The following is a 14,219-nucleotide window of genomic DNA, read 5'->3' as shown; positions in this document are numbered from 1 at the left end:
TCAGACCTCCCTGGCGCAGCGTTCGACCAGCGGGTCGGCCACGCCGGCTTCGGCAAAGCCCTTGGCGCGCAGCTCGCAGGAGGCGCAATGGCCGCAGGGTGGCACCGCGCCGTTATAGCAGGTATGGCTCCAGGCCAGCGCTTCCATCGCGCCTGTTTGTTGGGCGAGGGTGACGGTTTCGGCCTTGCTCAGATACATCAGCGGGGTGTGCAGTTCGACCCGGCTGTCCATGCCCAGCCGTACCGCCAGCTGCAGTGCCTGCAGGGTGTTTTCGCGGCAGTCCGGGTAGCCGGAGTAGTCGGTCTGGGCCACGCCGGTAACGATATGGCGTGCGCCACGGGTATAGCCAAAGGCGGCGGCAAAGGTGAGGAAGATCAGGTTGCGGCCCGGCACAAAGGTATTGGGCAGGGCGTCGTCGTCGCGGCTGCCTGTTTCCGGCTGGATGCTGTCGTCGGTCAGCGCATTGCCGCCAATGGCGGCAAAGGTGTCGATGGGCAGCACGGTCTGGCGTACGCCGGCCATGGCGGCGATCTTGCGCGCGCAGTCCAGCTCCACGCGGTGGCGCTGGCCATAATCAAAGGTGACGGCTTCCACATTGCCGGCGCCGAATTTTTGCAGCGCCCAGTACAGGCAGGTGGTGGAGTCCTGACCGCCGGAAAGCACCACCAGGGCTTTTTCCGCAGTCGGCGTGGAATTGGGGTTCATAGTGTGATCCATCGATAAACAGTCGAGGTGGCCTTGCTGGCTGTGGCCGGCGCTGTCGCGTCGCACACACGGGATCGGTCTCACCCGGCAGGCGGCGGCAGCCTGTGAACGGCGCAGCAAAACCGCCAAATCTACCAGAAAACTGCTGCCCCGGCCAGTTTGCGCCGGGTTTATGCCCTTGATTTTGCTGTTTTGTCCCCATCCTGCCGGCCCTGGTGGCTGCCACCAGGTGGATGTTTCAAAAGCATGACATCTGCCTGATAATCCAGCCCTTCACTTCACGTCTCTTTATGTTATGGATCAGACCCGGCTGGTTTTCATCCTGCACGGCCAGCGCTGCCCGCGCTCGCTGCCCAATCGCCTGCTGGAAAAGTTTGGCCAGCACTTCCAGGTGGACATTCACATCACCACTTCGGCCGTCAGTGCCGAAGCCATGGCTCTGGCGGCGGTGACGCAGGGCTGCGACTTTCTCATTGCCGTGGGCGGCGATGGCACCATCCACGAAGTGATCAACGGCGTGATGCGTGCGCCGGCTGCGGCGCGTGAGCGGGTGGCGCTAGGGGCGCTGCCTTTTGGCACGGGTAATGATTTTGTGCGTTCGCTGGGGGTGAGTGATTCGGTGGAGCAGCTGGACGGGCTGATCCGCGCCGGCCAGGTGCGCCGTATCGACCTGGGGCGGCTGACGCTGGCGGGTGGACCTGAAGGTGAGCGGGTGGTGTGGTTTGGCAATATTGCCTCGCTGGGCATCAGCTCTGCCATCGTGGAGCAGGTAAAGCGGCTGCCGCGCTGGCTGCCGGCCAGTGTGGCTTTTTACTGGTCTATCGTGTTGACCCTGCTGCGCTACCGGCCACGCCGCATGCAGCTGGTGGTGGATGATGGCGAGGTGATCAGCGGTGAATTCATCAGCCTGTGTGTGGCCAATGGCCGCTATTTCGGCAGCGGTCTGGGCATTGCGCCGCTGGCGCGGCTGGATGACGGCCTGCTGGAGGTGGTGATGATTGCCAATGCCGGCAGCTGGGATTTTGTGCGTTTCCTGCCCACCTTGCGCAAGGCGCAGCCGGTGCTGGATAAGCGGGTGCGCTATCTGAGTGTGCGCAGCCTGCGCATCACGGGCCAGAACTGCCCGCTGGAGGTGGATGGCGAGCTGGCCGGCCATGCGCCGGCGCATATCGAGGTGGTGCCGCAGGCGCTGCGCTGTCTGTCTGCGCTGGGCGCGCAGGAGGGGGCGCATTAACCGCGGCCAGGCACAACACGGTTGCTGCGTCTTGCTCTTGCTACTTTCCCTGCATCGCGCTGCTATTCTGGCAGTCGTTGCAAGGCTTTGCCGCAATAAAAAGGCCCCGCAGCAGGCGGGGCCGGGCAGGGCGCGGGAGGACTGTCTTACAGCCGCGCCAGCAGTTTTTCTGCCACCAGTTCGGACGAGGCCGGGTTCTGGCCGGTAATCAGCAGGCCATCTTCCACGGCAAACACGCCCCAGTCCGGGCCTTTTTCATAAAGACCACCCTTGGCTTGCAGCGCGTCTTCCACCAGCAGCGGCACGATGTCGGTCAGTTGAACCGCGTCTTCCTCGGTATTGGAAAAACCGGTGACCTTGCGTCCGGCTACCAGCGGCTGGCCTGCGCCATCACGCGCATTCACCAGCACGGCCGAGGCATGGCAGACGGCGGCTACCGGCTTGCTGGCGGCAACAAAGGCTTCGATCAGGGCGATGGACGCGCGGTTGTCGACCAGGTCCCACAGCGGGCCATGGCCGCCGGGGTAGAACACGGCGTCGAAATCACCGGCGTTTACGCTGTCCAGCGCCACGGTATTGGCCAGCACGGCTTGCAGGGCAGCGTCCTGGTTGAAGCGTTCGGTGGCCGGGGTGCTGAAGGCCGGGTCGGCACTCTTGGGGTCGATCGGCGGCTGGCCACCCTTGGGCGAGGCCAGGGTGATGGCAACGCCCTTGTCGGCCAGCGCGTAGTAAGGTGCGGCGAATTCTTCGATCCAGAAACCGGTTTTGTGGCCGGTATTGCCCAGCGTGTCATGGCTGGTGAGGACAAACAGGACTTTTTTCATGGGGTGTTCTCGTGTGGTGTGTGCCGGGCCGTGTTGCCGGCCCGGCCATTGGCTAGTTGTGATGCAGCTTCAGTTGTTCAGCGTCGGGTAGTCGGTATAGCCCCGTGCATCGCCACCGTAGAAGGTGGCGGCATCCGGCGTATTCAGCGCGGCGCCGCTGCGCAGGCGTTCCACCAGGTCCGGGTTGGCGATATAGCTGCGGCCAAAGGCCACGGCATCGATATAGCCTTCGCCAATCAGCTTTTCCGCTTTTTCCGCGTTATAGCCACCGGCGGCGATGATCACCCCCGGATAGCGCTTGCGGATTTCCTGACGGAAGGCTTCGCTCAGCGCCGGGCCACCGGCCCAGTCCGGCTCGGAAATGTGCAGGAAAGCCAGCTTGCGCTTGGCCAGCTGTTCGATCACATACAGCGCGATGTCCTGTTCTTCCACATTGGACAGGCCATTGAACACACCCAGCGGCGAAATGCGGATGCCTACGTGTTCGGCGTCCCATTCGGCCACCACGGCATCCACCACTTCCAGCAGGAAGCGGGCGCGGTTTTCCACGCTGCCACCGTAGGCATCGGTACGCACATTGGCTTCCGGCGACAGGAACTGGTCGAGCAGATAGCCGTGGGCTCCGTGGATTTCCACCAGGTCGAAACCGGCGCGACGGGCGTTGTCGGTGGCGCGGCGGTAGTCTTCCAGGATGTCGGCCAGTTCGGAGATTTCCAGCGCGCGCGGCTCATCGCAGGGTACGCGGGCCAGGCTGCCATCCGGCTGGCGCACATTGGTATTGCTCTCGGCGCGGATGGCCGACGGGGCTACCGGGGCTTCGCCATCCGGCTGCAAGGAGCGGTGCGAGATACGGCCGGTGTGCCACAGTTGCAGCGCGGTCTTGCCACCGGCGGCGTGAACGGAGGCATTCACCTTGCTCCAGGCGGCCACCTGTTCTTCGCTATAAATGCCCGGTGCGCCGGCATAGCCCTTGGCGGTGCGCGAGATATGGGTGCCTTCGGCAATGATCAGCCCGGCGCTGGCGCGCTGGGTGTAGTACTGCACCGACAGCTCGGTGGGCACATCACCCGGCTCGGTATTGCGCAGGCGGGTAAGCGGGGCCATGGCCACGCGGTTGTTCAGGGTGACGGCACCCACTTGCAGCGGGGTAAACAGTTTATCCAGGCTCATGAATCAGACCTTTCCTGTGCAGATGAAATGATTAACGATCAAAACCAAAGCCCTGTTTGCGGGCAAGCGGAGCGACATCGGGGAAATAGACATTCTGGTAGTACTGGGCGGTATTGGCCGTCCACGGCAGGCCGTCGCTGCGGCCGATCTGTTGCCAGTAGGCGCTCAGCGTCTGGTCGTACTGGCGGATGTGTTCGGGCAGCTGCGCAGCCTGGTAGTGCTCGTGGTGGACAAAGCTGGCACGCGGCAGGCGCGGCTTGATGCTGCTGTCCTGATCGGTATAGCCCATCACCACGCCGGCAATGGGGAAGGTGTATTCCGGCAATTGCAGCAGCTCGATCATGGCTTGCGGATTGCGGCGGATGCCGCCGATGGGCACCACGCCCAGGCCGGCAGCGCGGGCGGCGGTCATCAGATTGCCCAGCGCAATGCCGGCATCCACCGCGCCCACGGCAAAGCCTTCCACGCTGTCCTGAATCACCTGCTTGGCACCGGCAGCTTCCACTCCAAGGCGGGTCTTGTAGAAATCCACCACCAGGGTGACAAACACCGGGGCCTGGGCAATCCACGGCTGGCCACCGGCAATCTCGGCAATCTGCTGGCGGCGGGCGGCGTCCTGCACCACCACCAGCGACACCTGCTGGCCATTGATGGAGGTAGGGCCTTTCCAGGCGGCGTCCAGTACCGTATCCAGTACTGCGGCGGGGATGGGTTTGTCCTGGTAGCTGCGGACACTGCGATGCTGCTGCATCAGTTCCAATGTGCTGTTCATGGCATTCTCCCGTGTGGGTGAAAATAAATAGACCGGTCGTCTAGTTGCTGTGTCAAAAATACCCGCCGCAAGGGCGGGCAAGATCAATGCGTGTTGCTTATCTTGTTAGCCTGCCTGACAGTCACCTGGCTTGAGCATGGCGGCGGTCAGCGCCTGGGCCTGCAGCATGGGCTGCTGGGTGTGTTGCACCTTGAACAGCAGGGCGGAACCTACCCACAGGCTGTACAGGCTGCCTGCGGTGTCTTCGGCCGACAGGCGGGTGCACAAGCTGCCTTCCTGCTGACCGCGGCGAATACAGTCGGCCAGCCGGATAATTACCCGGCCCATGCCCTCGGCCAGCGCTTCGCGCATGGGTTCGGACAGGTCGGACACCTCGGCCGCCAGCTTGATGGCCAGACAGCTCTGATTGCCTTCATCACATTGCTGGTGGCGGTCCAGCCAGCCGGAGAAATAGTGCAGCAGACAGCTGCGTGCATCCCCCTGGCTTGGGTCCAGCGCTTCCAGCAGGCGCGCATCGTAATGTTCAAAGTAACGCCGCAGCATTTCCACGCCAAAGCCTTCCTTGGAACGGAAGTAATGGTAGAACGAACCTTTGGGCACACCGGCGCAGCCGAGGATTTCGGCCAGGCCCACGGCAGAAAACCCCTTGCCCAGGATGATGGACTCTCCGGTGGCAAGCAGGTGTTCGCGGGTATCGGAAAACTGGCTGGGACGTGACATGCAGTGAATAGTACTAGACCAGTCGTCTAGTTTGCAAGTTGTTTATCAAAACAGCGTGTGCGGATTTGCCGGATGGGCTGGCCACGCATGTGTAGCCAGGCTGGCCGGAACGGGTGTCAGCCGCATGCTGCATGCGCCTGGGCGGGCAGTGCTGGCCTTTCCTGCCGTGGTATTGCATAGCGTTGCAGCTATGCCAGCTTGCCCAAGACGATGGCCTCATACAGTAAAACTGCGGCACGCTAGGTCGTTGGCGCAATCGCCTGCGGCAATGCCGCGCGCATCACTTCCATGAAGCAGCGCAAGCGCGCCGGATAGAAGCGGCTATAGGGATAAACCAGGCTGACTGGCAAGGGCGCGGCTTGCCACTCCGGCAGCACTTGTTGCAAGCGACCGGCTGCCAGGTCTTCGGTCATGACCCAGGCTGAGCCCACGCCCACGCCCAGTCCCATGACTGCTGCGCTACGTAGCGCGTACAGGCTGTCGGTGCTGATGAGTGGCTCAATGGGAATGGTTTGTTCTTCGCCGCTGGCCAGATGGCGTAGCCGGACTTCATGGCGGTAATAGGTGCGCAGGGCCAGCCAGGGCAGGCTGGCCAGATCTGCCGGCGTGTGTGGCGGCATGGTGCTGCTCAGCAGGGAGGGTGCGGCCACCACGATGCGCGGTACTTCCGCCAGCCTGATGGCAACCAGCGAGGAGTCGGTGATCTCACCCACCTGGATGGCACAGTCGATGCCGGAGCTGATGAAGTCCTGAATGGCAGAGTCGTCATGCAGCAGCCACTCCACCCGCATGCGTGGATAGCGTCGCAAATAGCTTGCCAGCGGGGCGATCAATTTTTCCTGGCCGAAGGCATGGGGTGCCACGACCCGCAGCACGCCCTCCGGTTGTTCGCCAGCCCCGCGCAGTTCGGATTCGAAGGCGTCCCAGCTGGAGAGCAATTCCTTGGCCCGGGCAAAGCAGCGCTCGCCGTCCATGGTCAGGCGCATGGTGTGGGTGGAGCGCTGCAACAGGCGTACGCCGAGTGATTTTTCCAGCGTCTGCAAGCGACGGCTGACTGTGGGCTGGGTGGTGCCCAGCTGTTGGGCGGCGGCCGACAGATTGCCCGCTTCAACGATGCGCACAAAGGTTTGCATCAGTGCGAGCCGGTCGCCGGCACCGGCTGATTGCAGGTGATCGCTTACCCGCGACGGGGATGTGCCATGGCTGGTGATGACGGCTTTTTTCATACGTTGAATGTATAACAGATCTGCATGTCAGCCTGCTACATCCTTGCTGCCATTGCATGCACACTGCACTCCATTCTTCCTACGGAGTGCTACAACATGACCATCATCCATGAAACGCATGAGCAGGCTGGCGCAGGCCAGGTCGCGCCGCAGCAGCCGGGACGGGCGCTGACCTTGTTGCTGGCCACCGGCGCCGGCTTGTCAGTGGCTTCGCTGTATTACAGCCAGCCGATGCTGGGCGTGCTGGCGGGGTCCATCGGTGCCAGCAGCCGCGACATCGGGCTGGTTCCCACCCTGACCCAGCTTGGCTATGCGCTGGGGATTCTGCTGCTGGCACCGTTGGGTGACCGCCATGACCGCCGCCATATCATCGTGCTGAAGTCGCTATTACTGGTGCTGGCCTTGCTGGCCTGTGCGCTGGCACCGTCGCTGCCTGTTTTGCTGGCGGCCAGCCTGGCCGTCGGGCTGACAGCCACCGTGGCGCAGGATATTGTGCCGGCAGCGGCGACACTGGCGCATGAGCACAGCCGTGGCAAGGTGGTGGGCACGGTCATGACCGGCCTGTTGCTGGGAATACTGCTGTCGCGGGTGGTGAGCGGGCTGGTGGCCGAGCAGGCGGGCTGGCGCAGCATGTTTCTGCTGGCGGCTGCGGGGGTGGCATTGATTGCTGCGGCCGCATGGCGCTGGCTGCCCGGCTTTGCCCCGACCACGACCCTGTCGTATGGCCGGCTGCTGGCTTCGCTGTGGGATTTGCTGCGCCGGCATGCCGCGTTGCGCCGGGCCGCGCTGGCCCAGGGGCTGCTGTCCATGGCTTTTAGTGCCTTCTGGTCCACGCTGGCCATCATGCTGCATGCCGCGCCTTTTCATTTGGGGAGCGCCGCTGCCGGCAGTTTTGGTCTGGCCGGTGCTGCCGGAGCACTGGCCGCCCCGCTGGCCGGGCAATTGGCAGATCGCCGTGGCCCGGCCATGGTGACCCGGTTGGGTGCCGGGCTTACTGCCATCGCGTTTGCTGTCCTGTGCCTGGCCCCCTGGCTGACACCTGCTGCGCAGCTGTGGCTGCTGGGTGTGGGGGCCATCGGCTTTGATCTGGGGGTGCAAGCCGCCCTGATTGCCCACCAAACCATCGTGTACGGCATTGAGCCCGCAGCCCGCAGCCGGCTTAACGCCGTACTGTTTGTTGGTATTTTCATCGGCATGGCGGGCGGTGCCATCGGCGGCAGTCTGTTGCTGGCGCAATGGGGCTGGCTGGCGGTGACCGGCATGAGCACCGTTCTTGCACTGCTGGCCTTGCTGGTGCGCTGGCGCTGACTGTAGGCCGGGCCGCCAGGCAGCCATCGCCTGCCTGGCCTGTGTGCTCAGGGGCTGGCCGGGAAGAAGTCGGGATTGGAAAAGTCCCTGACCAGCCAGTCGTACACCGCACGCATGCGCGGCGGCACCGGGCTGCGCTGTGGCCGGTACACACTCAGCGCCCACGGCATGGGGGCCAGCGCCGGCAGCACTTCGCACAGCGTGCCCTGGCGCAGATGCGGTATGGCGATAAAGCCGGGCAGCTGGGCAAAGCCGAGGCCAGCCAGCGCGGCGGCGCACTCGGCTTGCGTGCTGTTGCCGAGCAAGGCCGGTTCGCGCGGGATCCATTGCGCGTCCTGCCGGAAAAACCAGGGCCAGGGGCGGCCGGTGCGCTGGTCTATGGTGCTGACCACGGGCTGGGCTTGCAGCTCGGCCAGGGTTTGCGGGCTGCCGGTCTGTTGCAGCAGGGCGGGGGAGGCCACCATGAAGAAGCGCACTTCCGCCACCTGCCGGGCGACAAAGCGGCTGTCGCGGATCAGGCCATGGCGGATGCCGATGTCGATCTGTTCGTCCACCACATTGGTTTCATCGTCTTCCAGATGCAGTTCGAAGCGCAGGCCGGGGTGCTGTTGGCGCAGCCGCGCCAGGCTATGTACCAGGCTGGCCTGGCCGATGGCTTCCGGCGCGGTCAGCCGCACATGCCCTTCCACCGGCTGGGTGGCGCTGTCTTCGGCCAGGCGGAACAGGCTGTCTATGCCTTCGACACTCAGCCTGGCCTGGGCGGCCAGGCGCTCGCCGCTGCGTGTGACCCGGCACTGCCGGGTATTGCGGTGAAACAGCAATTCGCCCAGCTGGCTTTCCAGCTGCTGGATGGCGCGGGTGACTGCCTGCGGCGAGATGCCCAATTGCTGGGCCGCTTCCCTGAAATTGCGCGTCTCGGCGGCGCAGCAGAAGATGCGCAGCATTTCCAGCCGGTTCAGCATGATGGCTCCTGTGTCGGTCTGTCGGCAGATTATTCCGCTTTGTGGAATTCTGAAAGCAAATCTTGTTCATTCCTGTGATGGCCCGTCTGCTGAATACTGACGGTTTGAACAGCAGCTGCCGTCACGGCAAGGGGAGAATTTCATGCACTACCACATCACCAGCCCGCTGGCGCGGCGGAATGGCGCCAGCGGCATTGCCAGGGCGGGCCGGTCATGCAGCTGATTGTGGCGGCCATCCTTCCCATTCTGCTGGCCTTGCTGGCCGGCTATGGCGCAGGGCTGCTGCTGCCGCGCCAGCATTCGCGCCATGCCGCCAGGCTGCTGACGCCGCTGATCTGGCTGCTGCTGTTTTTTTGCGGCAAGGAATTTGGCCATGTGCTGACGGCGGCTGCCGGGCTGGGCCAGGCCCTGGGCACGGCGCTGGTGTTTGCCCTGATGACCACCCTGCTGCCGTGGGGGCTGATCCTGTGCTGCCTGCCCCAGCCGCACCAGGGCAGGGCGGCCGGGCAGGGGGCGGAGGCATCCTGGCCCCAGCTATGGCAGGCGCTGCGCGATTGCCTGCTGGCGCTGGGCATGGTGGCGGCCGGGGTGGTGGCCAGCAGCTACCCGCTGCCCTGGCTGGCGGGTGTCACCACCACGCAATTGCTCTATCTGCTGATTGTGCTGGTCGGTATCGATCTGGTGGGGGTAAGGCTGGGCGCTGCCTGGCGTGCCCCGGCTGTGATGGCGGTACCCTTGCTGGTGGTGGCCGGCTCGCTGGCTGGCGGCTTGCTGGCGGCCCTGTTTACCGGCCAGGGGCTATGGACCGGCCTGGCCTTGTCCAGCGGTTTTGGCTGGGTGACCCTGTCCAGCATTCTGGTCGGCAGCAAGCTGGGCAGCGTGTATGGCGCCATCGCCTTGCTGGTTGATCTGTTTCGCGAGCTGATTGCCATTGCCATGCTGTATCTGGTGGGCGCGCGCTTCAGCCGTGAGGCCATCGGCATCTGCGGTGCCACCGCACTGGATGCCACCCTGCCGCTGATCCGCCAGCAGTGTGGCAGCCAGCATGTGTCGCTGGCGCTGATCAGCGGTTTTGTGCTGACCCTGCTCAGCCCGCTGTTGATCATGGTCTGCCTGTCTGCCACTGGCTGAGGCTGGCGGCCGGGCTCAGTAGTAGTATTTCTGATAGGCCGCCACATCCAGCTGTGCGGCCTTGGGGGCGGGAGCATAGCCACGCAGGAAGACGTCGACGGCGTCCTGCACGGTACGGGAAATGTGCTGTGGCTGGGCCGGTCCTGCCGTGGCACCCAGCAGGTAGTCCTGGTATTCCGATTCCAGCATGCCCAGCAGATGGGCCGCTGCCGTGGCCGGATTGGCCGGCCGCAGATGGCCCGCCGCCATGGCCTGTTGCAGGAAAGCGGCCAGTTTGCCGACTTCTTGCGACCAGCCTTTTTCATAGAGCCTGGCGCCGATGTCCGAGCGGCGGCCTTCGGTCATGATGATGCCGCGCAAGGTGACCAGGTCCGGCTGCAGCACGTGGGCAAGAAAATGTTCGCCAAAGCGCTGCAAGCAGCTTGGCAGGTCCTGGTCGGATTGCAGCTGGGCGAAGGAAGACGGCATCAGTTCCGCTATCAGCATTTTCATCACTTCCAGCAGCAGCTCGTCTTTTGATTCGAAATAGCTGTAGAGCGTTGGTTTGGACACGCCGGCCCGTGCCGCGATCTCCAGCATGGAGGTGCTTTCATAGCCGTGTTCCAGAAAGACTTTGGCTGCGCCTTCAATGATGGCTTGCCGGCGCGCTTCGCTTTTTACTCGCATGGTGTTCTCGTTGATTGGGCTGCTGGTGCAGCATGTCGTCATGCCTGGCCGGCGCTCGCTGTGCGGCCGCGGCCGTGCTGGTCCGGCGGGCCGGCAATGAAACTGGCTATCGCTTGTTGCAACAGGGCGGCCTGGCTGATGATCAGTTGCCGCAGGAATTGCTGCAAGGGGTCGGCATTGAATCGGGGATGCCACAGCAACTCGATGGGAATGGTCAGGGCCGCATCGGTGATGGGCTGCCAGTGCAGGCCGGGGCTGTGGCGCTGGACGATGGGGCCGATGACTTCCGGCAATACGGAAACCGCCGCGACCTGTTCGAGAATGCCGGGAATGGCCAGCAGGCTGGCCGTGCTGGCCAGAATCCGCCGCTGCTGGCCGTGTCGCCGCAGGTAGTCGTCGATCAGGCCGGCGCTCTCTCCGGTGTAGGAGGTGAAAATATGCGGTGCTTGCGCCACGGCGCTGGCGCTCAGCATGGCCGGCAGTGTCAGCTGGTCCGGGTGATAAAGGCAGATGAAGCGGCTGTCCAGGATGATTTGGCGGCAGGCATGGCCTTGCAGCCGGGGAAAGTAGCCGATGGCGCAATCGATCTGGCCGTCGGCCAGCGCCGCTTCAACCTGGCGTGCCGCCATGGCCTGTACTTCCAGGGTAAGGCCGGGGGCTTCTTTTTGCAGCGCGATGATGAGTGCGGGCAACAGGGCGGCTTCCAGCAGATCGGGCATGGCCAGGCGCACGGTCTGCCTGATGCTGCGGATATCGAAGGCATGTACTTGCAGCAGCTGCTGTCCTTGTTGCAGCCACTGTCCCAGCGGCAGCAGCAGTGATTCGGCCAGTGGGGTGAGCACCATGCTGCGGCCATAGCGGCACAGCAGCTCATCGGCCAGTTGCTGGCGCAGATGCTTGAGGATATGGCTGACCGCGGGCTGCCCCAGGCACAGCTTGTCGGCGCTCTGGCTGACGCTGCGGGTGGTGAGCAGGGTGTGCAGCACGACCAGGCTGTTCAGATCCAGCCGTCGCAGCAGCAGGGGGTCGATATTATTCATAATAATAAATGGTATGACAAATATCGATTTTATTAAAGTATTTGCTCCTCCTACACTGGCAGCACTGCTTATCAGGTCATGCCGCCATGTCGTCTGCCACTGCCCGCCCAAACGGTTTCTCCCCGGCCTATCTGGTCGCCATCATGCTGGTGGCCAGCCTGGAATTCATCCAGAACGGCATGCTGAATTTTGCCGCCAGTGCGGTGATGGGGGGCATAGGCGCGGCTCCGGAAGAATTCAGCTACGCCGCCATGGCCTATGCCACGGCGGCCATCCTGGTGTTGTTCAATCACCGCTGGTGCTGCCAGTGGCTGGGCTTGCGCCGCTTTGTCCGGCTGTCGCTGCTGCTGTTCGGGCTGGGGGCGGTGCTGTGTGCCTGCGCCGCCTCACCCGGCGCCTTCATCATTGGCCGGGCGGTGCAGGGGCTGGGTGGGGCGGTGTTTTTCACGGCGGCGCGGGTGGAGGTGCATGGCTTGCAGGAACGCAGCCGCATGCTGGGCCTGCTGTGCTTTGGCTATGCCTTGATGCTGGGTTCGGCGCTGGGCCCCTTGCTGGGCGCGCAGGCGCTGCTGCATCTGGACTGGCGCTGGATATTCTGGGGCATTCTGCCCTGGCTGGTGCTGACGCTGCCGGCCACGCGCCTGTTGAGCCAGCAGGCGCAAGCGCAGTTGCCGGCGGCGCATTCCGGCCATTCGCTGGCCTGGCTGGCGGCGGCCGTGCTGTCCGGGCAGTGGCTGATCCAGCAACTGCCGTATGATTTTTTCAGCCGGCCACAAATCCTGCTGGGCTTGCTGCTGGGCTGCTGTGCTGCCGCACTGCTGGCCAGCCGGCTGCAAGGCCGTCATGCCGGCCAGGCTGGCCGCTGGCCGGCTTTCGCACGCCTGCCTTATCTGCTGGGGCTGGCTTGCTACTTTTGCTGCTACCTGCTGGTGTCGGCCAACAGCTACATCCTGCCGGTCATGGTGCAGCAAGCGCTGGGATTTGACGTGCCGACCACCGGGCGCTTGTTGTCGGTCAGCTTTCTGGCCGGCATCGGCTTTGCCACGTTGTATGCCGCGGCGCTGTTTCGCCGCAGCGCGCCGGGGCTGCGCATGATGATGATGCTGGCCTGCGCCCTGCTGGCGCTGTATGGCCTGCTGATGGCCGGTGTCAGCCCTGCGGTGGATATCCGCTATCTGGTGGCGCTGCTGCTGCTCAATGGCGGTTTCATGTCGCTGTTCATCATGGCGGTGGCGCAAGGCACCTTCCGTGCGGTGGAGCCCGAGCAATTTGCCCAGGCCTATCAAACCAAGAACATCATCCGCCAGCTGGCGATCTCGATGGGCGTGGCCGGCAGCACGGTATTCTTGCAGGCGCGCAATGCGCAGCACTACCAGCGGCTGGCTGAAGGTTTCAGCTGGAACAACCCGCTGTTCGATCAGGCCATGGACTATCTGCACCAGGTGTTTCCACAGCTGGGCCAGGGACAAAGAATGGCCATGCTGGCGGGGGAGCTGGGTCGGCAGGCGATGCTGTTGTCCTGCCAGGATTTTTTCCGGGCCGAATACCTCATCGCCGCCTTGCTGGTGCTGCTGGTATTGTGGCAGCGCCAATTCGACTAACCGTTCGCCATCCGCCGTGGCAGACAAAATCCTCGCTGATGAAATCCACACTCAAGCGCAAGACGGGCATCAGTCCCACCGCCAGCCGTATCGCGCAGGCCAGCCTGCAATTGTTCAACCAGCAGGGGGAGCGCAATGTCACGACCAACCACATTGCCCGTCACCTGGCGATGAGTACTGGCAATCTGTACTACCACTTCTCCAGCAAGGAGGACATCATTCAGGCGCTCTATCAGTCTTATGGCGACCGGATGGCCTGGCTGCTGGCCGAGGCGGACGCGCGCCGTCACTCGCTGGAGGAGCTGGTGGTGGTGCTGGATGCCGTCCTGCAGCATCAATGGGACTACCGCTTCCTGCTGCAAAGCAGCGCCAGCCTGTTTCCCTTCAATGCACAATTGCGCGCCAGCTATCAGAAGTTCGAAGTGGAGCAGATTGCCGTCGGCATCGAGTCGCTGTTTCTCAAGCTGCGCGAGGATGGCCTGTTTGAGGGCAGTGTTGCCGCCATCCGCATGCTGGCGGTGCATTTCCAGTTGTTGCAGGCAGCATGGATTGCCCACCCGGAACGGGCCGGGCAGTCGGCCGCGGCCGACCAGGTGGTCGAGGATGGCCGCCGGCAATTGCTGGCTTTTCTGCGGCCACATATTGCGCCGGCCTGGCAGGCGGCATTCGAGCGTGTGGCTTCCGCCTCGGCCTGTTTGCCGGCGCTGGTGGCGCTATCGGGCCGGCTGGCCGGCAGTGAGCGCGCTGCGCTCTGTTACTGACTCCGCAACCACGCCGGCTGCGCCGCCAGCGCCGCCGCTATCTCGCGGCTCAAGCCATCCAGCAAGTCCTGCTGCGCCGCCACCAATCCCGCCTGCCCA

The 14,219-nt window shown here is 63.9% G+C and carries 14 protein-coding genes; 5 read left to right on the top strand and 9 right to left on the bottom strand.

Features of this window, described 5'->3' with window-relative positions; translation table 11 throughout:
- Nucleotides 1-705 carry a 7-cyano-7-deazaguanine synthase QueC gene (gene queC / locus DFR38_RS15540; protein ID WP_110313603.1) on the bottom strand — a complete coding sequence of 235 codons (705 nt, stop codon included), beginning with the start codon at nucleotides 703-705 and terminating at the stop codon, nucleotides 1-3.
- Nucleotides 706-1,000: 295 nt separating this feature from the next.
- On the opposite strand from queC, the gene DFR38_RS15535 reads away from it, so the two are divergent.
- A complete protein-coding gene (locus DFR38_RS15535) occupies nucleotides 1,001-1,939 on the top strand; it encodes a diacylglycerol/lipid kinase family protein (protein ID WP_059286404.1) in 939 nt (312 codons plus the stop codon).
- 146 nt (nucleotides 1,940-2,085) lie between these two features.
- Here DFR38_RS15535 and DFR38_RS15530 read toward each other — a convergent pair whose 3' ends face one another.
- The 5 genes from DFR38_RS15530 to DFR38_RS15510 all read right to left on the bottom strand — a co-directional run bounded on the left by DFR38_RS15530 (nucleotide 2,086) and on the right by DFR38_RS15510 (nucleotide 6,651).
- A complete protein-coding gene (locus DFR38_RS15530) occupies nucleotides 2,086-2,763 on the bottom strand; it encodes a type 1 glutamine amidotransferase domain-containing protein (RefSeq protein ID WP_059286403.1) in 678 nt (225 codons plus the stop codon).
- Between the two features lie 69 nt (nucleotides 2,764-2,832).
- The gene (gene nemA, locus DFR38_RS15525) at nucleotides 2,833-3,933 is read right to left on the bottom strand and encodes an N-ethylmaleimide reductase (protein ID WP_059286402.1); all 1,101 of its coding nucleotides are present in this window, start codon (nucleotides 3,931-3,933) and stop codon (nucleotides 2,833-2,835) included.
- A 31-nt stretch (nucleotides 3,934-3,964) separates the two neighbouring features.
- The gene (locus tag DFR38_RS15520) at nucleotides 3,965-4,705 is read right to left on the bottom strand and encodes an NADPH-dependent oxidoreductase (protein ID WP_059286401.1); all 741 of its coding nucleotides are present in this window, start codon (nucleotides 4,703-4,705) and stop codon (nucleotides 3,965-3,967) included.
- 105 nt (nucleotides 4,706-4,810) lie between these two features.
- The gene (locus DFR38_RS15515) at nucleotides 4,811-5,425 is read right to left on the bottom strand and encodes a TetR/AcrR family transcriptional regulator (protein ID WP_059286400.1); all 615 of its coding nucleotides are present in this window, start codon (nucleotides 5,423-5,425) and stop codon (nucleotides 4,811-4,813) included.
- Nucleotides 5,426-5,664: 239 nt separating this feature from the next.
- Complete coding sequence (locus DFR38_RS15510; RefSeq protein WP_082693495.1) at nucleotides 5,665-6,651, bottom strand: LysR family transcriptional regulator; 987 nt, start codon at nucleotides 6,649-6,651, stop codon at nucleotides 5,665-5,667.
- 96 nt (nucleotides 6,652-6,747) lie between these two features.
- On the opposite strand from DFR38_RS15510, the gene DFR38_RS15505 reads away from it, so the two are divergent.
- Nucleotides 6,748-7,959 (top strand): MFS transporter, encoded by a 1,212-nt coding sequence (locus tag DFR38_RS15505; protein ID WP_059286399.1) that lies wholly within the window; start codon nucleotides 6,748-6,750, stop codon nucleotides 7,957-7,959.
- A 47-nt stretch (nucleotides 7,960-8,006) separates the two neighbouring features.
- Here DFR38_RS15505 and DFR38_RS15500 read toward each other — a convergent pair whose 3' ends face one another.
- Nucleotides 8,007-8,921 carry a LysR family transcriptional regulator gene (locus DFR38_RS15500; RefSeq protein ID WP_110313602.1) on the bottom strand — a complete coding sequence of 305 codons (915 nt, stop codon included), beginning with the start codon at nucleotides 8,919-8,921 and terminating at the stop codon, nucleotides 8,007-8,009.
- A gap of 213 nt (nucleotides 8,922-9,134) precedes the next feature.
- Here DFR38_RS15500 and DFR38_RS15495 point away from each other — a divergent pair, with 213 nt between their 5' ends.
- Entirely contained in the window at nucleotides 9,135-10,052 is a 918-nt protein-coding gene (locus DFR38_RS15495) for a LysO family transporter (protein ID WP_110313601.1), read from the top strand.
- A 15-nt stretch (nucleotides 10,053-10,067) separates the two neighbouring features.
- On the opposite strand, the gene DFR38_RS15490 is transcribed toward DFR38_RS15495, so the two are convergent.
- Both DFR38_RS15490 and DFR38_RS15485 read right to left on the bottom strand, forming a co-directional pair.
- On the bottom strand, nucleotides 10,068-10,718 hold the full coding sequence (locus DFR38_RS15490; RefSeq protein WP_059287428.1) for a TetR/AcrR family transcriptional regulator: 651 nt from the start codon (nucleotides 10,716-10,718) through the stop codon (nucleotides 10,068-10,070).
- A gap of 38 nt (nucleotides 10,719-10,756) precedes the next feature.
- On the bottom strand, nucleotides 10,757-11,758 hold the full coding sequence (locus tag DFR38_RS15485) for a LysR family transcriptional regulator (protein WP_059287429.1): 1,002 nt from the start codon (nucleotides 11,756-11,758) through the stop codon (nucleotides 10,757-10,759).
- 86 nt (nucleotides 11,759-11,844) lie between these two features.
- Here DFR38_RS15485 and DFR38_RS15480 point away from each other — a divergent pair, with 86 nt between their 5' ends.
- Nucleotides 11,845-13,359 (top strand): MFS transporter, encoded by a 1,515-nt coding sequence (locus DFR38_RS15480; RefSeq protein ID WP_059287430.1) that lies wholly within the window; start codon nucleotides 11,845-11,847, stop codon nucleotides 13,357-13,359.
- A gap of 38 nt (nucleotides 13,360-13,397) precedes the next feature.
- Nucleotides 13,398-14,120 carry a TetR/AcrR family transcriptional regulator gene (locus DFR38_RS15475; RefSeq protein ID WP_110313600.1) on the top strand — a complete coding sequence of 241 codons (723 nt, stop codon included), beginning with the start codon at nucleotides 13,398-13,400 and terminating at the stop codon, nucleotides 14,118-14,120.
- The last annotated feature ends 99 nt before the right edge of the window (nucleotides 14,121-14,219 follow it).

This window comes from Aquitalea magnusonii, assembly GCF_003202035.1.
GTDB classification, from domain to species: domain Bacteria; phylum Pseudomonadota; class Gammaproteobacteria; order Burkholderiales; family Chromobacteriaceae; genus Aquitalea; species Aquitalea magnusonii.
Note: the sequence above shows the minus strand (reverse complement) of the source record. Positions and strands in the feature narration are given on the sequence as shown.